Origin of the sequence: Agromyces sp. Leaf222, from assembly GCF_001421565.1 — a bacterium.
Taxonomy (GTDB): Bacteria; Actinomycetota; Actinomycetes; order Actinomycetales; family Microbacteriaceae; genus Agromyces.
This window is the reverse complement of record NZ_LMKQ01000001.1, coordinates 797,857-819,262: the sequence shown is the minus strand read 5'-3', so window position 1 is coordinate 819,262 and position 21,406 is coordinate 797,857. Positions and strand designations below refer to the sequence as shown.

Sequence of the window (21,406 nt, the reverse complement as noted above, 5' to 3'; positions counted from 1 at the left end):
ATGCGCTCCTGAGGTCGTCGTCGGTCACTCGCGCACCGGCATCGACCAACCTCGGTCGACATTGACTGCGCTGAGGCTGATGCTATGGAGCCTTTTTGTTGTTTGTCAAGCAGAATTAACCGAACCCCGAAATCACGCATGCTTCCGGTCACGCGCTGGCGCCAGTACGCGCCGAGCATCGAATCTTCCTGTTTCACAACAATTTCTTCGTGCGTGCCGGACCGAACCACCGTGACCGTGGCGACACCGAGGCGTGACGCCCCGACCGTTGCAGGGCTGCGCCTCGGCGCGGCGCCCCTCCGGCGCGGCGCCCTCCGGGGTTCTCAGGCCACGCCGTCGAGGGCGGAGAGGATCGGCCACATGTGGTCGAGGAGGCTGGCCGGGAGCATCTCCGCCCCCGAGCCCGGGGCGAACGGCGCCCGGTACCGACCGCCGTGCACCTGCGCCGGCGTCACGAAGTGCTCGTGGTGCCGGTCGACGTACTCGATCGCGCGCCCCTCCATCGACCCGGACACGGCCACGAAGTCGAACATCGCGAGGTGCTGGACGACTTCGGACAGGCCGGCGCCGCCGGCGCGCGAGCAGACCGGCACCCCGGTTCCGGCGGCGAGGAGGAGCGTGGCGATGTTCTCGTTGACGGCGGTGCCGTCGATCTGGAGGTAGCCGATGGCGTTGAGCTGCAGCAACTGCTTGACCATGACCGGGCTGAGCGCGTGCTCACCCGTGGCGATCGGCACCGGCGTGATGGCGTGCGCGATGGCCGCATGCCCGAGCAGGTCGACGGGACTCGTGGGGTCCTCGACCCAGTGCAGGTCGAAGGCGCTCAGCGCGGAGATCCACGCGACGGCCTGGTCGACGCCCCAGCGATGGCCCGCGTCGACGGCGATCGCGATGTCGGGACCGCAGACCTCCCTCGCGATCGCGAGCCGGCGCAGGTCGTCGGCGAGGCTCGCACCGACCTCGAGCTTGACCTGCGTGAACCCGCTCGCGAGCGCCTGACGGCAGAGCCGCTCGAGATGCTCGTCGGAGCACCGGAGTGCGCCGGGCCAGGCCGCGGCGGCCGGGTAGCCCTCCGCGAGCAACCGGCGCTCGCGTTCGAATCGGTGCGCCTCCGCCCCATCGAGGATCGCCAGCGCCTCTTGCGGCGCGAGCGCGTCCGACAGGTAGCGGAAGTCGATGAGGCCGACGAGCTCCGCCGGGCGCATCGCGGCGAGCAGCCTCCAGAGCGGCACGCCGGCCCGCTTCGCCTTGAGGTCCCACAGCGCATTCACCACGGCACCCGCGGCGCGATGCGCGACACCGCCGTCGGGCGCGAGCCATCCTCGCTGGGAGTGGTCGACGAGCGCCCGCCAGGTGGCGCCCATGTCGGCGAGGAGCGTGTCGAGATCCTGCTGCTCGACGATCGCCATCGCCGCGTCGATCGCCGCGAGTTGCACGTCGGCGCCTCCGCCGGCGGTCGGGACGAACCCGTGCCCTTCGCGCCCGTCGGTCGCATCGTCGCTGATGGTCAGGTAGGCCGCCGAGCAGACGGAATCGCGGCTCGAGGCATCTGCGCCGTCGAGCCGAGAGGGGGAGCCGAAACGTATTTCACTCGTGAGATAAGAGAATGCTGCGCCCATGCCTGCCTCCGAGGCCCAAGTAAACATCCGATCTATACCCGCCGTCAACCAGTGATCTGGCTGACCTCTTATCAGTATCGAGCCGCTCGCGAGTTTCGCTCTGAGGCCCGAAAATTTCAGGGAACGCGTTCCTTCGGAAGACATCCGATGGCCTTTCGAGCCGAATTGGTGGGACAAGGACATCGACCCATCTATTTGTTGAAGAAATCCCCAAATTGGCGGCAGCCTGCTGGATTCCCTCACCGAAAGTCCTTGACACATCGGATGTCTCATCGATACACAGGTCACGGTGGTCGGGCTGGAGCCCGCTGCCTGACGACGATGTCTGGAGGCCGATGATGACCGAAGACCACGAAACCGGAGCAGGAGGGCGACCGCTCGCCCGCGCCGGAAGACCGCGATCGCCACGCCGCATGCGCGGCGTGACCGCCGCAGGGCTGGCCGCCCTGCTGGCGATCCCCATCTCCGCTGCGGCAACCGTGCCCGCGGCGACGGCGGCGGAACCCGAGCCGCACGCGCGCATCTCCGGCGCGCCGGACGTCGTGTGGTTCGACGAGCCGCTCGCGACGACCGGTGACCAGCAGCGCAACTGGGAGCAGCGAGCGCTGCCGATCGGCAACGGCGCGCTCGGCGCCGTGGTCTACGGCGGCGTCACCGACGAGCGCATCCAGTTCAACGAGAAGTCCCTGTGGTCGGGCGGACCCGGAGCACAGGGCGGCTACGACTACGGCAACTGGACCGACGGTCGCGGACCCGAGACGATCCAGCAGGCGCGCGACCTGATCGCCGCCTCGCCGACGGGAGGGGTCGCCCCCACCGACATCGCGAACCTGCTCGGCCAGCCGAAGCGCAACTTCGGTTCGTACCAGACGTTCGGGGACCTGAACCTCACGATGACGGGCATCGGCTCGACGACCGAGTACCGACGGCAACTCGACATCGGCGACTCGCTCGTCACGACGAGCTTCACCGCCGACGGTGTCGACTACACGCGCGAGTACTTCGCGTCGGCGGCCGACGACGTCGTCGTGGTCCGCCTGGCCGCGGACGAGCCGGGCCGGATCGGCTTCACCGCGCAGGTCGCCCTCCCGGGCGGGCGCAGCAACGTCGTGCACACCGCCCAGGACGGGCGCCTCACGACCTCGGGCACGCTCTCCAACAACGGCCTCCGATTCGAGTCGCAGCTCGCCGTCGACACCGACGGCGGAACCGTGGCGGACAACGGGAACGGCACGGTCACGGTCACGGGGGCGAACGAGGTCACGCTCGTGCTCGGCGCCGCGACCGATTTCGCGATGGACTTCGCCGACGACTACCGCAGCGGCGTGAACCCGCATGTGCCGGTCACGGCCGCCGTCGACGCCGCGACCGAACGCTCGTACGACGAGCTCCTCGAGCGGCATCAGGACGACTACCGGTCGCTCTTCGATCGCGTCGGGCTCGACCTCGGTGGAGCCGAGCTCCCCGACATCCCCACCGACGAACTGCTCGCCGCCTACCGCGGCACGGTGGACGCCGAGAGCGCCCGCGCACTCGAGACGCTGTACTTCCAGTACGGCCGCTACCTGCTCATCTCGTCGTCACGGGCGGGCTCGCTCCCCGCGAACCTGCAGGGCGTGTGGAACCGGGTCAACAATCCCCCGTGGGACGCCGACTACCACGTCAACATCAACCTCCAGATGAACTACTGGCCGGCTGAGACGACGAACCTCTCCGAAACGGCGGATCCGTTCTTCGACTACGTCGAGTCGATGGTGCCCGCCGGCACCGTCACGGCGAGCGAGATGTACGGCGCCGACGGCTGGGTCGTCGGCAACGAGACGAACCCCTACGGGTTCACGGGCCTCCACAACTACGCGTACTCGTTCTGGCAGCCGGATGCGGCCGCCTGGCTCTCGCAGCACTTCTGGCAGCGCTACCTGTTCACGCAGGACGAGGACTTCCTGCGCGAGCGCGCCTACCCGATGCTGAAGTCGGTGTCGGAGTTCTGGATCGACTTCCTCGTGAAGGATGCCGACGGCAGCTACGTCGTCACCCCGAGCTACTCCCCCGAGCAGGGCGACTTCACGGTCGGAGCCTCGATCTCGCAGCAGATCGTGACCGAGGTGCTCACCTCGGCCGCGGCTGCAGCCGAGCTCGTCGGCGAGGACGACGCCGAGTACCTCGCGCAGCTCGGCGACAAGCTCGACCATGTCTACCCCGGCCTCGCGATCGGCTCGTGGGGGCAGCTCAAGGAGTGGAAGGTCGAGCAGGCCCTCGACAACCCCGGCAACCAGCACCGGCACGTGTCGCACCTGTACGCGCTCTTCCCGGGCTCGGCCGTCTCGCCCGCCGAGACGCCCGAACTCGCCGCGGCGGCCCGCACGTCGCTCGAGGGCCGAGGCGATGGCGGCACCGGATGGTCCAAGGCCTGGAAGATCAACTTCTGGGCACGCCTGCTCGACGGCGACCGTGCGCACAAGCTGCTCGGCGAGCAGCTGAAGGGCTCGACGCTCGACAATCTCTGGGACGACCATCCGCCGTTCCAGATCGACGGCAACTTCGGTGCGACCTCGGGTGTCGCGGAGATGCTGCTGCAGAGCCAGGCCGGACGCATCGACGTGCTGCCCGCGCTGCCGTCGGCGTGGCCCGACGGCTCGTACTCGGGGCTGAAGGCCCGTGGCGACGTCGAGGTCGGCGCAACCTGGCAGGACGGGTCGGTTCGCGAGATCACGCTCGAACCGGCGCAGGACGGGGAGCTGCGGGTCGCGAACCAGATCTTCAAGCCCGGCTTCTTCAGCCTGAAGGACGGCGACGGCACGATCATCGAGCCGACGCTCGACGGCGGCGTCGCCGTCTTCGAGGGCGAGGCGGGCGAGGTCTACACGATCACCGCGGAGGTCGCGCTGGCGGTCAGCGCACCGGCATCCGCCGTGAGCGGCCAGGAGATCCCGGTCGTCGTGCGCGTCGAGGCCATCGGCACGGAACCCGTCACGGGTGCGAGCGTCGCGGTGGGCGTGCCGTCGGACACGGCGCCCGGGATCCCCGCGTGGTCGGCGGCGCCGGCCACGGTGGACTTCGGGCCCATCGCCGCCGGGGCGTCCGCAGAGCAGACGGTCACCGTCAGGGTCGGCGCCGGCAACGCCTCGAGGCAGTCGCCGATCACGGCGACGCTCACCCGCGACGGCTCGTCGATCTCGACGACGACGGTCGTCGACGTGAAGCCGCCGACTCCATGCCCGGTGCCAGACCCCGCGAACGCCCTCGTCGCGTGGAACCTCGGTGGCGATGCCGACGGCGACGCCTCGCCGTACGATCGCGACTGGCGGATCCAGGGCACCCTGCCATCGCTGGCGGAGGGTCCGACCGGCACTGCGCAACGCCTGAGCAGCGCCGGGTACCTCACGAGCGTCGCGCCGTTCGCGCTCGGCTACCTCGAGGAATCCACCTTCGCGGCGGAGTTCAAGATCGATCCGGGCCAGTCGAGCCACCGACGATTGTTCGACCACCGGGCCGCGAACAGCGACTCCGACGGCATCCTGATCGACCTGACCCCGTCGAACAACGTGCGGATCATCACGGCCGGCGTCGGCACGACGACGACGGCGGTGGTTCCGACCGGGCGGTGGTTCTCGCTCGCGGTGACGTTCACGACGGGCGGCCTCATCACGGTCTACGTCGACGGGGCGCAGGCCGCCACGGCGACGATCAGCGGTTACCAGGCGGCCAACGCCTGCACGTCGCGGACGCTCCACATCGGCGCGAACCGCGACGGCGGCGAACGGCAGTCGGGCGGCGTCGACCGGCTCGCGATCTTCGCTCGCGCCCTCACCGCCGCCGAGGTCGGTCGTTGGCAGGAGCTGGCGTTCCCGCCGACCCAGCCGATGCTCGAGGTGACGGCCACGGCCGCCGCGCGCTGCGTGGCCGGCAAGGTCGTCTCCACCGTCACCGTGACGAACGAGGACGACGTGCCCATCGACGTCTCCGTCGAGACCGCCTTCGGCACCCGGTCGTTCACCGCGGTCGCTCCGGGCAAGAACGCGTTCCACGGCTTCACGACCCGTGCCGCGAGCATCGCCGCCGGCGAGGCGACCATCGGCCTCACCGCGACGGTCGACGGCGAGGAGGTGAGCCAGAGCGTCGTGGCGCCCTACCCGGCCCACAGCTGTTGACGATCCGCTGACGGGCCGACGGGGTGGCGATGCGCGAAGCATCGCCACCCCGTCTCACGTTCGGGCCGCGCCGGCAGATCGGGCAGGCGGATGCCGCGGCATCCGGAGCCCGGAGCCCAGCGCGTTCGCGCTAAGCGGCCGCCGCCGCGTACTGCTGAGCGACCCTCGCGACCTTGTCGACGTAGTCGTTGTCGTGGTTGTACGAGTAGACCGCCGCACGCCACCCCTCGGGCGTGGTCATCGACCCGGATGCGCACAGGTAGTTCGCCGTGGTGAGCGCGGCGTCGTCGATCTGGTTCGGGTCGGCAACGCCGTCGCCGTCGCCGTCGCCGCCCCACTTCGCCCAGGTCGACGGGATGAACTGCATCGGGCCGACGGCGCGATCCCACGTGGTGTCGCCGTCGAACGCGCCCCCGTCGGTGTCGGCGATCTTCGCCACCCCGTTGCCGTCGAGCGCGCGGCCGATGATGGGGGGCTGCACGTGGCCCGCGTCGTCGATCGACCGGCCGCCGTGGCTCCCGTGCCCGGACTCGACCGAGCCGATGGCGGCGATCGTCGCCCAGTCCACCCCGCACTCCGGGTGTTCGGTGGCGACCACGATGTGGGCGAGCGCGTACGCCGCGAGCGCGCGCTCGGGTATGTCGGTCGCCGCGGCGATCCGACCGGCCCAGTCGGCGTCGATCAGCGGCAGCTCGGCCGGCACGGGCACGGAGCCCGACAGCCCGGTGGACTCCTCGGCCGTCGGCTCGTCGCCCTCGGCCAGCACGTCGCCCTCGAGTTCCTCGGGATCGGCGGTCTGCTCGGGCTGCGCCACCGTCGGCGGGAGGGCCACGTGCGGCCCATCGGCCGCCGGTGCCGCGAAGCCGCCCGGGTTGGTCGCCGTGCCGACGATGTTCACCGCGACGACGGCGCCCACCACCAGCGCGACGACGCCGACCACCACGCCCGAATACGCGGCGACGCGGCGAACGATTTGCCAGCCGGTCGCCCGCTCGCGGGCGGCACGGGGCCCGCCGTGCTCGTCGGCGTCGAGTTCGTCATCCCAGGACATCGTGCGGTGGCTCCGTTCGGGCGGTGGTTCAGGGCTGCCCAGTGCGATCGCTCCGGCGCCGACTCGTTCGAGCAGGGCGAAGCGACCGCCTCTTCACCCTACGCGCGAGCCGCGGACGACGCACGGGTTTGCCCCAACGCGCATGGCCGACGCGCGTTCGCCGCGGCATCCGGGGCAGCGGGATCTCGTCGCGATCTCCCCCGCGCGGCGGATCCGGCGAGCGCCGCGCCGACCTACCGTGGTCAGCGGCCCGAGTAGCCGTGCCGTTCAGCCCTGCCGCACAGCCCGCACGATGAGCGCGCGCACCTCGGGCACGAGCTCGTCGGCCGGCCCGTCGACGACCACGGCGGGCGCGACGGCCGTGATCGGGAGCGGGGCGACCGCCGACGGAGCGCTGCCCGCCGCCGCACGCCAGCCGGAGATCTGCTCGGCCGAGGCGACGTACGCGATGCGCCCGAGGCCGACCCACGCGTGCGCCGCGGAGCACATGGCGCAGTGCTCCCCCGACGTGTAGACGGTGGCCGCCGCGCGTTGCTCGGGCGTCAGGTTCACGGCCGCCCAGCGCGCGATCTCGAACTCCGGATGCCGCGTCGCATCGCCCGTGCTCTCTTCGCGGTTGCGATCGGCGAACCGTTCGACGCCGAGCGCATCGACGAGCACCGAGCCGAACGGGCCGTCGCCCGAGTCGAGCGCTTCGCGTGCGAGTTCGACGGCGCGACGCAGGTGGACGAGATCGGCTTCGGAGATCGGCATCCTCCCAGTCTGCCGCGCTCGTGGCGCGCCGTCACGGGTCGGGTCAGCCGATGACGTCGCCCGCCTCGACGACGGTGAGCCGTTGCGTCGGCCTCGTGAGTGCGACGTAGAGCCGCTTCCACGTCGCGACGGAGACCGCCTGCGGCGCCGGCATCGGCGGCACGGCCACCACGACGGCGTCGAACTCGAGGCCCTTCGCGTCGTCGGGCGTGCCCACCCAGAGCCGGTCGGCAGCGCCGCTCGCGGCGGCCGCGGCGGCCTCGGCCGCGCGGACCTCGCGCAGGGCGCCGAGCACCCCGAGCGGTGCGATCACGCCGACCGTGCCCTCGCTCTGCGCGAGCGACTCGACGGCCGCCCGCGCGGTCGCCTCTCCGAGGTCGGCGGGTGCGACGCGCACGACACTGGGCTCGTGCTCGCCGTCGCGAGCCGACGTCGGCTCGTGCACGCCCGGGTCGATACGGCGCAGCACGCCGGTCGCGAGCCGCATGATGCGACCGGGGGTGCGGTAGTTGACGGTGAGGTCGGTGCGGCTCCATCTCGGCACCTGCGGGTCGAGCAGGCCCGCCCAGGTGAACGGGGCGTCGGTGGCCGTGTACTGGTTCGCGTCGCCGACGAGGGTCATCGACCGCGACGGGCAGCGGCGGATGAGCGCGCGCAGCAGCATCGGGCTCGTCTCCTGCGCCTCGTCGACGATGACGTGGCCGTAGACCCACTCGCGGTCGGCCATCGCGCGCTCCGCGGGCGTGCGGCCATCGCCGGCGACCTGGCGGTCGGCGAGCATCGCGGCGCTCACGATCTCGACGGGCGCGCTCAAGTGGTCTTCATCGGCATCGGCGTCGGTCACCATGTCGAGCACGTTCTGCGCGTAGGCGAGGTCGGTCGCCCGGTCGGCCCTCGCCTGCGCCGCGGCGGCGGTCATCGGCCGCGGATCGTGGCCGAGCAGCTCGGCGAGCTCATCGACGAGGGGGATGTCGGCGGGCGTGAGGCCGTGCTCGCGGGGGCGGAGCAGCGCCGATCGCAGCGACGGGTCGATCGAGGGGAACGCCGCGTCGAGCCGGTCGGCGTCGCTGAACAGCTCGCGAATCACGTCGACCGGGTCGAGCAGCGGCCAGAGCTCGTCGAAGAGCTCCTGCACGGCCGGGTCTTCGGCCCAGTCGGCGCGCCGCTCCCAGTCCTCCATCGCCGAGGCACCGTGCTCGGCATCCTCGAGGCGCAGGATCTCGGTCAGCAGCGCCTTCTCGAACTTCGGCCGGGCCGCGTTGTGCGGCGTCGCGCCGGCGCGGCCACGCGAGCGCACGCGCGCGAGCAGCCGGCCGTCGAGGGTCATCGGCTTGAGGCCGGCCGGGCGCAGCACGAGGTCGCCGTCGTGCGAGACCTCGAAGGCGCGCACGGCCTGCTTGAGCGCGGCGACGATGTCGAGCCGGCCCTTGAACTCGGCCGCGACGGCGGAATCGGTCGCGGTCGCGGTGACGCCGGGCACGAGCGTGCTCGGCGTGACGAGCACGGCCGAGTCCTCGCCGAGCGACGGCAGCACCTGCGAGATGTACTCGAGGAACCGCAGGTTCGGGCCGACGATGAGCACGACCGACTTCGAGAGCCGGTTGCGGTGCTCGTAGAGCAGGTACGCCGCGCGCTGCAGGGCGACGGCCGTCTTGCCGGTGCCCGGCCCGCCCTGCACGACGAGGGTGCCCGCGAGCGGACCGCGGATGATCGCATCCTGCTCGCGCTGGATCGTGCCGACGATGTCGCTCATGTGCGCCGTGCGCGGCCGGTCGAGTGCGGCCATGAGCGCGGCATCCGCCCCATCGCCCGCAGTCTCCGCGACGGCGTCGGGGTGGTCGAGGTCGACGAGCAGCGGCTCGTCGTAGACCGCCGTCACGGTGCGATCGGTCGACGAGATGCGACGCCTGGCCTTGACGCCCTCACGGTGCAGCGGCGTCGCCGTGTAGAACGGGCGCGCCACGGGCGCACGCCAGTCGATGAGCAGTCGTTCGCCGTCGTCGGGGTCGCTGAGCCCGATGCGGCCGATGCGGAACCGCTCGCCCTCATCGGTCTCGATGCCGCCGAAGAGCAGGCCGTACGACGCGGTGCGGAGCCCCTGGAGGCGCTGCGCATGGTGCGCGACGAGGGCATCGCGCTCGGTGAGGTTCAGCTCGTCGCTGGGTCGGCCGAGCATCGCGCGGAGGTACTCGGCCTCCTGCTCGACGAGTCCGGCGACGACCCCGCGGATGTGGTCGAGCGCCGCCTGCTCCTCGGCGACGGGCGTGGTGGAAGTGCTGCTGGCGATCTCGGTTCTCCTCGTGCGGCGGAACCGTCGATTCTACCCGCGATGGATGCCGCGACATCCACCTGTGAAGTCAATCCCCTGCAGCGTGCCCGCCGGTCGGCCTAGCGTCGAGTGACACGACGATCGAAGGAGGGGCCATGCCCGGCACCGAGAAGGAACGCATCATCGAACTCGCGCGCGGCATCCCGTTCGGATGGCTGACGACCGTGACCGGCGACGGCAAGCTCGTCTCCCGGCCGATGTCGCCGCGCGAGGTGACCGATGACGGTGTGATCTGGTACTTCGCCGAGCGCGACTCGCGCGACGCGAGCGAGATCTCGGCGAACGCGAACGTCGGCGTCACCCTGAACTCGGGGTCGACGTTCGTCTCGTTCGCCGGTCTCGCCGAGCTCGTCGACGATCCCGCCCGCAAGGACGAACTGTGGGATGCCGCGGTCGAGGCGTGGCTGCCGGACGGCCCGCAGAGCCCGAACGCGGTGCTCATCAAGGTCACCGCCGAGTCGGGCGAGTACTGGGACACCCCGGGCGGGCGCATCGCCACCCTGATCAGCTTCGTCAAGGCGAAGGTGACCGGCGAACGCTACGACGGCGGCGAGAACGAGACCGTCGTGCTCTGAGCTATCGGAGCGCGTCCTGAACGCCGCGGATTCTCGGGTGCGCACGCCGCGCAACGTACGGTGCGGCCGGTGCTCGTCGTCGAAGTCGCCGGAGTGGCGATATCGGGCGGGGCGCGAGTAGCGTAGCGTCGCCCCGCTCGATCGACGGCGACGACAGGAACCCGCATGACCACCTCCGCACCCACCGCTCCCCCCGTGAAGCTCCGGCGTTCGCTCGGGCTCTGGGCGATCGTCGGCCTCGGCCTCGGCTACATGACCCCCATGACCGTGTTCGACACGTTCGGGTACGTCTCCGACGAGAGCGGCGGGGTGGTGCCGCTCGCCTACCTGTTCGCGCTCGTGGTGATGCTCTTCACCGCGATCAGCTACGGGCGCATGACGCGCGTCTACCCCTCGGCGGGTTCGGCGTACACGTACGCGTCCGAGACGATCCACCCGAACGTCGGCTTCCTCGTGGGGTGGACGGCCCTGCTCGACTACCTGCTGCTGCCGCTCGTGAACGCGCTGCTGCTGCGCCAGTACTTCGAGGCGTTCTTCCCCGACATCTCGGGCTGGGTCTGGGTCGGCGGGTACGTCGCGCTCATCACGCTCCTGAACCTGTGGAGCATCACGTCGACCTCGCGCGTGAACGCCACGCTGCTCGTCTTCCAGGTCGTGCTCATCGTCGTGTTCGTCGGCCTCGCCTGGGGAGCGCTCAACGCGGGCGCCGGCAACGGCACGCCGTTCAGCATCGAGCCGCTCTACCACGCGAACGTGCAGATCGCGACGGTGATCAGCGCGGCCACGATCGTGTGCTTCTCGTTCATCGGGTTCGACGCGATCACGATGTACACCGAGGAGGCGAAGGACGCGAACACCGTGCCGAAGGCGATCGTGCTCTCGCTCGTGATCGGCGGCGGGCTGTTCTTCGTCGCCGGGTGGTTCACCCAGTCGCTCTTCCCGAGCGTCGAGGGCCTCACCGAGGGCACCGCGCTGCCAGAGCTCGCGTACTCGGTCGGCGGCATGCTCTTCCAGATCCTCTTCGTCGCGGCCGCCGTCGCCGCGGTCGCCGCGTCGAGCCTCGCCTCGCACGCGAGCGTCTCCCGCATGATCTACGTCATGGGCCGCAACGGCACGGGTCCGATCTCGCGACGCCTGTCGTACGTGCACCCGCGGTTCCAGACGCCGGCGGTCGCGATCGTGCTCGTCGGCATCGTCTCGCTGGGCGCCGCGGTGGCCGACCTCGACTTCATCTTCTCGCTCATCAACTTCGGTGCGCTGATCGCGTTCACGGTCGTGAACATCACGGTGATCCTGCACTTCGCCGTGCGCCGCCGCGAGGTGAGGTCGGCGTCGCAGATCGTGCGCAACATCGTGCTGCCGGTCATCGGCGTCGTGCTCACCGTGGTGCTCTGGCTCAACATCAGCAGCGACGCGATGATCTACGGCCTCCTCTGGCTCTCGATCGGGGTGGTCGCGCTGCTGGTGCTGACTCGCCTGTTCCGCCGTCCGATGCGCCTCTCGCTCGAGGAGGACGAGGTCATCGCCGAGGGCGACGAGGGCGAGGACGCCCTGCTCGCCGAGGACCGCAGGCGACTCGACTCGGCCGAGTAGCGCTCGCATGCGAGGGGCGGATGCCGCGGCATCCGCCCCTCGTCACGTCGGCGTCGATCGTGCTCGACGGGTCAGGCCGCCCACCACGGCCGCAGCGGCAGCCCCCCGTTGCCGCCATGCTCGTCGGGCCTGACGGCCAGCACCTGGTGCAGCTGGATGCCGCCGGACTCGAACGCGAGCCGCGACCCTGCCATGTACAGCCCCCACACCTTCGCGGTGGGCAGGCCGACCTCGGCGACCGCCTCGTCCCAGTGGGCGACGAGGTTCGCGCACCAGTCGCGCAGGGTGAGCGCGTAGTGCGGTCGCAGGTTCTCCTCGTGCAGCACCTCGAGCCCGACATCCTGCGCCTCGCGGATGATGCGGCCGGAGCCCGTGAGCTCCCCGTCGGGGAAGACGTACCGGTCGATGAATCCCTTCGCCGAGGGCTGCGAGGTGTTGTCGGGGCGGGTGATGCAGTGGTTGAGCAGCAGCCCGCCCGTGCGCAGCCGCGACTGCAGGAACCCGAAGTACGAGGCGTAGTTCTTGACCCCGATGTGCTCGAGCAGTCCGATCGACGAGACGGCGTCGAAGCCGGTCTCGCGGATGTCGCGGTAGTCGCCGAACCGCACCTCGGCCAGGCCGGAGAGGCCTTCGTCGTCGATGGCGCGCTGCGCCCACGACGTCTGCTCCTCGGACAGGGTGACCCCGATCGCCCGCACACCGCGGCGTGCGGCGTAGCGCACCATGCCGCCCCAGCCGCATCCGACGTCGAGCAGGCGGTCGCCCGGCTTCAGCCGAAGCTTCTCGAAGACGAGCCGGTACTTGTTCTCCTGGGCCTCGTCGAGCGTCGCCTCGAGCGAGGGATAGCAGGCGCAGGTGTACGTCATCGACGGCCCGAGCACCCACTCGTAGAACGTGTTCGAGACGTCGTAGTGGTGGTGGATCGCCTCGGCGTCGCGCGACTTGCTGTGCCGCAGCCCCTCGGCGACCCTGCGCCACCTCGGCGGCACCTCCTGCGGCGGCGGGGCGATGGGGCGCAGGTGCTCGACGCCGATCGACCGCACGACCTGCGCCATGAGCTTGGGCGGCGGCAGCTTGAAGACGAGCTCGTCGGCCAGGGCCTTCAGCAGTTCGTAGGGATCGCCCGGGTGCACCCCGTGGATCTCGAGATCGCCGGCGATGTACGCACGCGCGAGGCCCAGGTCGCCACGACCTGTCGCGAGATACGTCGTGCCGCGCGGGCTCGTCAGCTCGATCCCGAGCGCCGCATCGGGCGGACCCGCCGAGCTCCCGTCGTACGCGGTGAACCGCAGGGGCAGGCGCCCGCCCGCGAAGATCTCGAGGATCTGCGCCAGCGTGAGCTTGCCTGCGGCATCCGGGCCGCCCGCGGCATCCGCTCGGCCGAACGGATCATTCGGTTCCGTCGGGTCGTTCGAACCCGCCGTGCCGGTCATCGGTCCCTTGGTCGTCGTCATCGACGTTGCACCGCCTTCGCATAGAGGTCGAGGAGTCGTGAGTCGGGGTCGAACCGCGCCTTGGCGGATCGGTAGGCGTCGCCGCCGTAGAGCGCGTCGAACTCATCGCGCGAGTAGAACGCGTCGGAGTAGAGCGACTTGTGGCCGTCGAGCGCCGAGACCTCGCGCTCGATCAGGCGGTTCGTCTCGCCCTCGGTCGCGCCGACCGGCACGGTCGACCAGAAGCCGACGTTGACGTAGGTGCGGTGCGGCTCGAGCGGGTAGAGCGGCCAGGCGTCGTCGCCGCGCAGTTGCAGCGGGCAGAGCCAGATCGGCTCGATCGGCACGTTCGCGAGGAACCAGTCGAGGAACTCCGCGGTGCGCTCGATCGGCACCTCGACGTCCTGGATGACGCGCTCGCGCGGCGGCCGGCCCTTCACCCGCTCGAGCCGATCGCCGATGCCGTAGCGGCGTTCGAGCCGCATGAGCCGCGCGTAGGAGCTGCTGCGCCGCAACCGCCGGGGCCACAGCCGGCGCACGAGCGGCTGCTGCGCGCCGAACGCCGCGGAGCACCAGAACCAGTCGGCGTCCCACCGCCAGAGGTAGTCGTGCACGGTGAGCCGGTCGCGCTTCGCGCCATCGTCGTGCTGCATCGACCGGTAGTAGACCTGCTGGCCGGTGTAGTCGCTGACCGGGCCGGATGCCGCGGTGCGCCGGCCGAGGCAGAGGTAGCCCTCGTCGGCGCTGAACACGACCCCGTCGAGGAAGTCGACCCGCTCGCCCTCGTGCTCGCCCGTCGCGACGATGCGCCCCATCGCGGCCACGAGCTCGCCGAGGTCGTGGAACCGCACGTGCGTCAGCGCGACGAACGGCTCGACGGGCTCGAGCTCGATGCGCAGGCGCACGGCGTAGCCGAGCGTGCCGTACGAGTTCGGGAACGCTCGGAACAGGTCGGCGTTCTCACCGTGCTCGCCGTCACCGCGCGACGCCGTCACCACCTCGCCGGCCCCGGTGAGGATGTCCATCTCGAGCACCGACTCGTGCGGCAGCCCGTTTCGGAACGACGTCGACTCGATGCCGAGACCCGTGACGGCGCCCCCGAGGGTGATCGTCTTCAGCTGCGGTACGACGAGCGGCACCAGGCCGAAGGGCAGCGTCGCGTCGACGAGGTCCTCGTAGGTGCACATGCCCGCGACGTCGGCCGTGCGCGCCTCGGGGTCGACCGAGATGACGTGGGTCAGGCCCGACGTGTCGAGCCCCGCGGCATCCGCCTTCGCGCGCGTCCTGAAGAGGTTCGAGGTGCGTTTCGCGAGCCGCACCGAAGAGGTCGCGGGCACCGCGCGATAGCTCGCGAGCAGGCGCTGGACGCCGGCGGCGTGAGCAGTACGTGCGTCGATCACGGACGCGGACACGTGCTCACGCTAGTCCGCAGGAGCCGCTGTGACTACGGCAAGCTCGAGGTGCACACACACAGCAACGTCACACCGATTCGTCCGGCAACGAGCGGAGGGCCGGGTGCCGTTCGGCAACCGACCCTCCGCTGAAGTCTTGACCTCCTCAGCCCCGTCCTTGCGTCACACGAACACCAGGCGAGTGCTGATGCCGTCCGTTTCGACCGAGACGATGCGATTGCCCTTGGCTTCCTCTTCGTCGATGGCATGCATGATCGCAAGGGCGCGGCGGAACGTGTCGGTCACATTCAACTCCTTCACTTCAGCCGTGGTCGCAACGATCTCTGCGTAGGAGGGGGGAAGACTGAGCGAGAAGCGGGTCGGCACCTTCTTCGCCGGCTTCCGAGATTCGGATACCGTGCCCGGCAAGGTCTCGCCGGCGCCATCGGCGTCGAGTGTTTCCACAGTGTCAGTCACGATTCGCTTGCGGGACCTTTCGTTCTTCTGGTTCATGAGAACCTCTCCAATGCATGAAGCGGGATCCCCGGCTCCCGCGATACAGGCACCGATAGCTGTTGACATGCCCCTCCCGGGCTGTCGTCTCGGACGGGTGGACGCACGCGCCCCAGACACGTGGCCCCGCCACTGCTTTCGGATCAGGGTCTCACTAACCTAGCACCGATCACTTGGGTATCAAACGGATAATTTCATAAAATTTGTGTATTGAAAATGATACCTCGCCTCAGTACAGTTGCTTCACCCCCTGTCAGGGAATCGGGGATGAGGGGGGTCGGACGAAGACGACTTGAGAGGGGGTGGCCAGAGGTCGAGTGGGCTCAGCTCACAACCCTCGTCCCCAGATGTTCGCCAGTCACGTCTCTGAGCACGTGACTCTCGTCGCCAAAGAGAACCGGTCGACCACGCCGAGGCGTCAGCCCTCCCCGTTCACGAATCGAAAGGTGCTCCGATGTCCCACCCCACCACGGGGGCGATCCCGATCGTCCCCGAGTCGCCCGCGCTGCCGGAGGTCATCCACCACGGTGAACCTCCGCCCGCCGTCGCCATGACGAATCAGTTCGTCGGGCGCACGCCCGACGGCGTTGCACCGCACACCGAATCCGACACACGAGTCGTCGTCGTGACCCCTCGTGACATTCGCCAGTCGCACGCGGGCGAGCTCGTCGCCGTCGCCGTCGGATCGGTCAGTGCGCTCCTCGTCGTCGTCGGGTACGTGTTCCTGGACCAGCCGTTCGAGGAGACGCTCGCGCTGCTCACCGCCTGCGTCACGGTTCTCGTGGCGCCGTACATCCCCCGTCGCATGCTCCAGCGCGACAACAAGTAAGCCCGCCGCGGGGCGGGCGCTGCGATGCGCCCGCCCCGCCTGAAGTTCGCGCGACATCAGCCTGTTCGGAGCACCCGCGCGTCCGGAGCGTCGACGACGGCATGCGCTCGCGCCGAAGGTCGGTCGCGCGGCGTCCACCCCCGGCGGCAGCGGACAGTCGATCGTCGCGCCCTCCTCGTCGGCCGTCTGAGGATAGCGCCGACCGTGTGACCGTCTGCGCATTCGTCGCGTCAGCCCTGCCGCCAGCGGTACTCGAGCTCCGGCCGACCGGGCGTGCCGTACCGCGGCGCCCGCTCGACCGAGCCCTCGTCGGCCAGGTGCTCGAGGTATCGCCGGGCGGTGACCCGTGAGATGGCCAGCTCCCCGGCGAGCTCGCTCGCCGAGACGGCGTCGGCCCGCCCTCGCAACGCCTTCACGATGCGTCCGAGGGTGTCGCCCGTGAGCCCCTTCTCGAGCGGCACCGACCCCGGCGAGCGCAGGCGCGCGAGCGACTGGTCGACCTCGTCCTGCGTCGTGGTGCCCGCGCCCTCGTCGAAGCCCGCACGGAACTCGAGGTAGCCGCGCAGCCGTTCGGCGAACACCGGAAAGGTGAACGGCTTGATGAGGTAGGCCACGATGCCGAGGTTCACCGAGGCGCGCACGACCGACACGTCGCGCACGGCCGAGATGGCGATCACGTCGACCTCGAGTCCGGCGGTGCGGATGCGCCGGCACAGCTCGATGCCGTGGATGTCGGGCAGGTTCATGTCGAGCAGCACGAGGTCGACCGATCCCCGTCGCGAGCCGTCGCCCTCGAGCGAGTCCCGCAGCAGCCGGATCGCCTCCTTGCCGTCGTGCGCCACGCCCGCGACCGCGAAGCCGTCGAGTCGGCGCACGTACTCGGCGTGCGCCTCGGCCGTGATGGGCTCGTCGTCGACGACGAGCACGCGGATGTCGCTCATGCGCGGCTCCCGCTCGAGGCGGCGTCCGGGGATGGCGCCGACGCTGCAGCTGACGCCGACGGGGCGGGCTGCGGCAGCAGCACCGTGAACACCGCGCCGACCCCGTCGTCTCCGGGGGTCACCGTCACGGTGCCGCCGAGGCGGCGCACGGACTGGCCGACGAGCGCCAGACCGAGGCCGCGCCCGCCCTCGCCGTGCGGCTTCGTCGAGAACCCGCGCTGGAACACCCGCTCGGGGTCTGGCACTCCGGGGCCGTTGTCGGAGACCCGGATGCGCACAGCCGACGCACCCGCCGCGCCCGCCGGCGTCACGTCGATCGCCACGCGCACCTCCGGGTCGGCGACGGCGACCGACGGCTCCATGGTCGCCGCGACGGCATCGATCGCGTTGTCGATGAGGTTGCCGACGATCGTGACCCATTCGGCCGGCGGCACGTCCGTGCTCGCGACCGCCGGGTCGACCGAGACGGCCAGCACCACGCCGCGCTCGCTCGCCTGCGCGGACTTGCCGAAGAGCAGGGCCGCGAGCACCGGCTCCTCGACGGCGCCCATCACGTCGTCGGCGAGCTCCTGGCGCGAGTCGAGCTCCTCGGCGGCGAAGGCGAGCGCCTGCTCGGGCCGGCCGAGCTCGATGAGCGCCACGATCGTGTGCAGCCGGTTCGCGAACTCGTGCGTCTGCGAGCGCAGCGCATCCGACAGCGTGCGCATCGAGGCCAGCTCGCCGGTGAGCTGTTCCAGCTCGGTGTGGTCGCGCACGGTCGTGACCGTGCCCAGGATGCGGGCCGGACCGGGGTTCACCGCGGTCGGCGTCGACACGGCGACCGCCTGGTTCACCACGAGCACTCGATCGTCGGTCAGATGCACCTCGTCGACGGCGACGGCTCCGCCGGCGAGCAGGTCTCGCAACGACGCGGGCAGGTCGAGGTCGACGATCGCGACGGGGTCGCCAGAGACATCCGACGACGGATGCCGCGGCAGCCCGAGCAACTCGGTGGCCTGGTCGTTGGCGAGCACGAGCCGGCCCTGCGTGTCGACGAGCAGCAGGCCCTCGCGCACCGAGTGCAGCACGCCCTCGTAGTAGGCGAACATGCGGCTCATCTCCTCTGGACCGCGCCCCCACGTGACCCGACGCAGGTAGCGGCTGAGCAGCCACGCCGCGAGCGCGCCGAGCAGCAGCGTGACGATCGCGGCTCCGAACACGATGGGCAGGCGGGCGCCGAGCGCGGCCGAGAGGTTCGACACCGTCACCCCCGCCGAGACGATGCCGACGACCTCGCCCGAGGCGTCCTCGATGGGCACGGTGGATCGCACCGACGGGCCGAGCGTGCCCGTGTACGTCTCGGTGAACGACTCCCCGCGCAGCGCCGGCTCGATGGTGCCCCGGAACGGGAGTCCGATCTGCGAGGTGTCGGGGTGCGTGTAGCGGGTGCGGTCGGGATTCATGATCGTCACGAAGTCGGTCGCGGTGTCGTCCATCACGGCGACGGCGTACGGCTGCAGCTCCGCGGTCGGGTCGGCCTCGGCGAGCGCGTCGACCACGAAGGGGTTGTCGGCGATCGAGGTGGCGACCACCATCGTCTTCGCCGCGGCGTCGGCCTCGACATCCGCTCGCGCATCGTTCCAGAGCCAGATGGTGGCCGCCGCGGTGAGCACGGCGATGAACGCGACCTGCAGCACGAACAGGCGCGTGGCGATGCTCCATCGCCTCACCCACGCCGTCATGTGCACGAGACCAGTATGAACACAACGTCGTCGCACCCGCCCCGTCGGTCGAAGCTGTCAGCACTGATCGCAGGCCGGCCGCATCGAAGCGGCCCCCATGAGGACGAGGAAGACCAATGGCAACGACGCATGCGGTGTCCGCACCGAAGAACCGGAAGGCGCGACGACTCGATCGCTCGCACTACCTCTACATCGCCGTGATCGTGGCGGTGGCCGCGGGCATCGGCGTCGGGCTGGCGTTCCCCGACTTCGCCGTCGGCCTCAAGCCCATCGGCGACGCCTTCATCGCCCTCATCAAGATGATGATCGCCCCCATCATCTTCTGCACGATCGTGCTCGGCGTCGGTTCGGTGGCCAAGGCCGCGACGGTCGGCAAGGTCGGCGGACTCGCCCTCGGCTACTTCGTGATCATGTCGACCTTCGCGCTCGCGATCGGCCTGCTCGTGGGCAGCATCATCCACCCGGGCGCCGGCCTCGACATCTCGTCGACGACGTACGACACGTCGGACCTCAAGGCCGAATCGTCGACGGAGTTCATCCTCGGCATCATCCCGACCTCGTTCTTCTCGGCGCTCACCAGCGGCAGCATCCTGCAGGCCCTGTTCGTGGCCCTGCTCGTGGGCTTCGCGCTGCAGAAGATGGGGCCGAAGGGCGTGCCGATCCTCGAGGCGATCCGCCACCTGCAGGTGCTCGTGTTCCGCATCCTCGCCATGATCATGTGGCTCGCGCCCATCGGCGCCTTCGGCGCGATCGCCGCCGTCGTCGGCGCGACCGGCGTCGCTGCGCTCGTGGCCCTCGGCACGCTCATGGTCGCGTTCTACGTGACCTGCATCCTGTTCATCGTCGTCGTGCTCGGACTGCTGCTGAAGGTCGTCACCGGCGTCAACATCTTCCGCATGATGAAGTACCTCGGCCGCGAGTACCTGCTCATCGTCTCGACCTCGTCGAGCGAGGTCGCGCTGCCCCGCCTCATCGCCAAGATGGAGCACCTCGGCGTCTCGAAGCCGGTCGTCGGCATCACGGTTCCCACCGGGTACTCGTTCAACCTCGACGGCACCGCCATCTACCTCACGATGACGTCGCTGTTCATCGCGAGCGCGCTCGGCACCCCGCTCAGCCTCCCCGAGCAGATCTCGCTGCTGCTGTTCATGATGATCGCCTCGAAGGGTGCTGCCGGGGTCACCGGCGCCGGCCTCGCGACGCTCGCCGGCGGCCTGCAGGCGCACCGACCCGACCTCGTCAACGGCGTCGGGCTCATCGTGGGCATCGACCGCTTCATGAGCGAGGCCCGCGCCCTCACGAACTTCACCGGCAACGCGGTGGCCACCGTGCTCATCGGCACCTGGACCAAGCAGATCGACACCGTGCAGGTCGAGGACGTGCTCTCCGGACGCCGGCCCTTCGACGAGGCGACCATGAGCGCCGACGACCACCTCGGCGCCGACGAGCAGGCCTACGAGGCCCGTCGGTCGGCCGATGCCGACGGTGAGCACATCTCGACGGGCGCCGTGGCGAGCATCGTCAACGGGCCGACCGACCGCGCCTCCGCACCTGCCCTGCCCGCCGCACCCGCCCTCGAGAAGGAGTCCGCTCGTGTTCACTGACACGCTCCCCGGCGTTGAGCGGCGGGCCACGAACACGGCAGTCCCCGTCGACACCGTCGCGAACACCGTGGCGCCGGCCATCGCCAGGTCATGGCTGCTCGTCTCGGGTTCGAAGCCCGAGGGGTTCGCGGATGCCGCGGCATCCGGAGCCGATGCGATCGTGCTCGACGTCGAAGATGCCGTGGCCGTCGGGGCGAAGGCCGCGGCCCGCGACGCCGTGGTCGGCTGGCTCTCGGGCGGCGGCCGCGCCTGGGTTCGGATCAACGACGCGACGACGACGCACTGGAGCGCAGACCTCGATGCCCTGGCGGGGGCGCACGGACTGGAGGGCGTGATGCTGGCCAAGGCCGAATCCGTCGCCCAGGTCGCGGCGACCGCCGATCGCCTGCGGCCCGGCACCCCGATCGTCGCGCTCATCGAGAGCGCGGTCGGGCTCGAGGACGCCTCGGCGATCGCGCGGCATCCGTCGACGTTCCGCCTGGCGTTCGGGGTCGGCGACTTCCGACGCGACACGGGCATGGGTGCGAGCGAGATCCGCACTCGCCTACCCGCGCTCCCGCCTCGTCGTCGCGAGCCGGGCCGCTGGGCTCCCCGGCCCGATCGACGGGCCGTCGCTCAGCACCGAGCCCGACCTCGTGCGCGACCAGTCTGCGCATGCCGGGTCGCTCGGCATGACGGGTCGCCTCTGCCTGCACGGTGAGCAGGTCGCCTCGGTGAACGGGGCACTGAGCCCGTCGAGCGACGACATGGCCTGGGCCGCCGGCGTGATCGCCGAGTTCGAGGCGCGCGGCGGCGTGATCCGCGACGGCAGCGACCTCCCGCGGCTCGCCCGTGCGCGCGCGATCACGGCGGATGCGGCCGCGTTCGCCTACTCGGCCTGACGTCGGCGGCCGCCTCGGCGGG

The 21,406-nt window shown here is 70.5% G+C and carries 14 protein-coding genes and 1 pseudogene; 6 read left to right on the top strand and 9 right to left on the bottom strand.

What is annotated here, in order from left to right; translation table 11 throughout:
• Positions 1–323: 323 nt before the first annotated feature.
• Complete coding sequence (locus ASE68_RS03485) at positions 324–1,619, bottom strand: enolase C-terminal domain-like protein (RefSeq protein WP_055855203.1); 1,296 nt, start codon at positions 1,617–1,619, stop codon at positions 324–326.
• A 413-nt stretch (positions 1,620–2,032) separates the two neighbouring features.
• On the opposite strand from ASE68_RS03485, the gene ASE68_RS19760 reads away from it, so the two are divergent.
• A complete protein-coding gene (locus tag ASE68_RS19760) occupies positions 2,033–5,770 on the top strand; it encodes a glycoside hydrolase N-terminal domain-containing protein (protein WP_082461949.1) in 3,738 nt (1,245 codons plus the stop codon).
• A 130-nt stretch (positions 5,771–5,900) separates the two neighbouring features.
• On the opposite strand, the gene ASE68_RS03475 is transcribed toward ASE68_RS19760, so the two are convergent.
• The 3 genes from ASE68_RS03475 to ASE68_RS03465 all read right to left on the bottom strand — a co-directional run bounded on the left by ASE68_RS03475 (position 5,901) and on the right by ASE68_RS03465 (position 9,750).
• Positions 5,901–6,821, bottom strand: coding sequence for a lytic transglycosylase domain-containing protein (locus ASE68_RS03475; protein ID WP_055855201.1), 921 nt, complete (start codon positions 6,819–6,821; stop codon positions 5,901–5,903).
• 267 nt (positions 6,822–7,088) lie between these two features.
• Entirely contained in the window at positions 7,089–7,574 is a 486-nt protein-coding gene (locus ASE68_RS03470) for a nucleoside deaminase (RefSeq protein WP_055855199.1), read from the bottom strand.
• A gap of 43 nt (positions 7,575–7,617) precedes the next feature.
• Positions 7,618–9,750, bottom strand: a complete 2,133-nt coding sequence (locus tag ASE68_RS03465) for an ATP-binding domain-containing protein (protein WP_055855197.1) — start codon at positions 9,748–9,750, stop codon at positions 7,618–7,620.
• Positions 9,751–9,998: 248 nt separating this feature from the next.
• Here ASE68_RS03465 and ASE68_RS03460 point away from each other — a divergent pair, with 248 nt between their 5' ends.
• Positions 9,999–10,478, top strand: a complete 480-nt coding sequence (locus ASE68_RS03460; protein ID WP_055855194.1) for a pyridoxamine 5'-phosphate oxidase family protein — start codon at positions 9,999–10,001, stop codon at positions 10,476–10,478.
• Positions 10,479–10,643: 165 nt separating this feature from the next.
• Positions 10,644–12,071 (top strand): APC family permease, encoded by a 1,428-nt coding sequence (locus ASE68_RS03455; RefSeq protein WP_055855192.1) that lies wholly within the window; start codon positions 10,644–10,646, stop codon positions 12,069–12,071.
• Between the two features lie 71 nt (positions 12,072–12,142).
• Here ASE68_RS03455 and ASE68_RS03450 read toward each other — a convergent pair whose 3' ends face one another.
• The 3 genes from ASE68_RS03450 to ASE68_RS03440 form a co-directional block, all read right to left on the bottom strand.
• Complete coding sequence (locus tag ASE68_RS03450; protein ID WP_235480749.1) at positions 12,143–13,525, bottom strand: class I SAM-dependent methyltransferase; 1,383 nt, start codon at positions 13,523–13,525, stop codon at positions 12,143–12,145.
• Complete coding sequence (locus tag ASE68_RS03445) at positions 13,522–14,916, bottom strand: FAD-binding oxidoreductase (RefSeq protein WP_055855189.1); 1,395 nt, start codon at positions 14,914–14,916, stop codon at positions 13,522–13,524. Before ASE68_RS03445 ends, ASE68_RS03450 begins: the two co-directional genes overlap by 4 nt.
• A 162-nt stretch (positions 14,917–15,078) precedes the next feature.
• The gene (locus ASE68_RS03440) at positions 15,079–15,408 is read right to left on the bottom strand and encodes a hypothetical protein (RefSeq protein ID WP_055855187.1); all 330 of its coding nucleotides are present in this window, start codon (positions 15,406–15,408) and stop codon (positions 15,079–15,081) included.
• A 454-nt stretch (positions 15,409–15,862) separates the two neighbouring features.
• On the opposite strand from ASE68_RS03440, the gene ASE68_RS03435 reads away from it, so the two are divergent.
• The gene (locus tag ASE68_RS03435) at positions 15,863–16,237 is read left to right on the top strand and encodes a hypothetical protein (protein ID WP_055855185.1); all 375 of its coding nucleotides are present in this window, start codon (positions 15,863–15,865) and stop codon (positions 16,235–16,237) included.
• 230 nt (positions 16,238–16,467) lie between these two features.
• Here the strand turns inward: ASE68_RS03435 and ASE68_RS03430 are convergent, their stop codons facing one another.
• Together ASE68_RS03430 and ASE68_RS03425 are read right to left on the bottom strand one after the other, a co-directional pair.
• A complete protein-coding gene (locus ASE68_RS03430; protein WP_055855183.1) occupies positions 16,468–17,178 on the bottom strand; it encodes a response regulator in 711 nt (236 codons plus the stop codon).
• Positions 17,175–18,899, bottom strand: coding sequence for a sensor histidine kinase (locus ASE68_RS03425; RefSeq protein ID WP_055855181.1), 1,725 nt, complete (start codon positions 18,897–18,899; stop codon positions 17,175–17,177). The genes ASE68_RS03430 and ASE68_RS03425 overlap by 4 nt, the downstream gene beginning before the upstream one ends.
• Positions 18,900–19,015: 116 nt before the next feature.
• On the opposite strand from ASE68_RS03425, the gene ASE68_RS03420 reads away from it, so the two are divergent.
• Positions 19,016–20,503, top strand: coding sequence for a cation:dicarboxylate symporter family transporter (locus ASE68_RS03420; RefSeq protein WP_082461948.1), 1,488 nt, complete (start codon positions 19,016–19,018; stop codon positions 20,501–20,503).
• Positions 20,493–21,384 (top strand): annotated as a pseudogene (locus tag ASE68_RS03415) (CoA ester lyase). The gene ASE68_RS03420 and the pseudogene ASE68_RS03415 overlap by 11 nt, the downstream one beginning before the upstream one ends.
• The last annotated feature ends 22 nt before the right edge of the window (positions 21,385–21,406 follow it).

Coding starts and splice junctions, on each gene's coding strand:
- ASE68_RS03440 (WP_055855187.1), bottom strand. CDS start 15,408: ATGAACCAGAAGAACGAAAGGTCCCGCAAGCGAATCGTGACTGACACT.
- ASE68_RS19760 (WP_082461949.1), top strand. CDS start 2,033: ATGCGCGGCGTGACCGCCGCAGGGCTGGCCGCCCTGCTGGCGATCCCC.
- ASE68_RS03435 (WP_055855185.1), top strand. CDS start 15,863: ATGTCCCACCCCACCACGGGGGCGATCCCGATCGTCCCCGAGTCGCCC.
- ASE68_RS03485 (WP_055855203.1), bottom strand. CDS start 1,619: ATGGGCGCAGCATTCTCTTATCTCACGAGTGAAATACGTTTCGGCTCC.
- ASE68_RS03465 (WP_055855197.1), bottom strand. CDS start 9,750: ATGCTCGGCCGACCCAGCGACGAGCTGAACCTCACCGAGCGCGATGCC.
- ASE68_RS03470 (WP_055855199.1), bottom strand. CDS start 7,574: ATGCCGATCTCCGAAGCCGATCTCGTCCACCTGCGTCGCGCCGTCGAA.
- ASE68_RS03425 (WP_055855181.1), bottom strand. CDS start 18,899: ATGACGGCGTGGGTGAGGCGATGGAGCATCGCCACGCGCCTGTTCGTG.
- ASE68_RS03460 (WP_055855194.1), top strand. CDS start 9,999: ATGCCCGGCACCGAGAAGGAACGCATCATCGAACTCGCGCGCGGCATC.
- ASE68_RS03450 (WP_235480749.1), bottom strand. CDS start 13,525: ATGACGACGACCAAGGGACCGATGACCGGCACGGCGGGTTCGAACGAC.
- ASE68_RS03420 (WP_082461948.1), top strand. CDS start 19,016: ATGGCAACGACGCATGCGGTGTCCGCACCGAAGAACCGGAAGGCGCGA.
- ASE68_RS03455 (WP_055855192.1), top strand. CDS start 10,644: ATGACCACCTCCGCACCCACCGCTCCCCCCGTGAAGCTCCGGCGTTCG.
- ASE68_RS03430 (WP_055855183.1), bottom strand. CDS start 17,178: ATGAGCGACATCCGCGTGCTCGTCGTCGACGACGAGCCCATCACGGCC.
- ASE68_RS03475 (WP_055855201.1), bottom strand. CDS start 6,821: ATGTCCTGGGATGACGAACTCGACGCCGACGAGCACGGCGGGCCCCGT.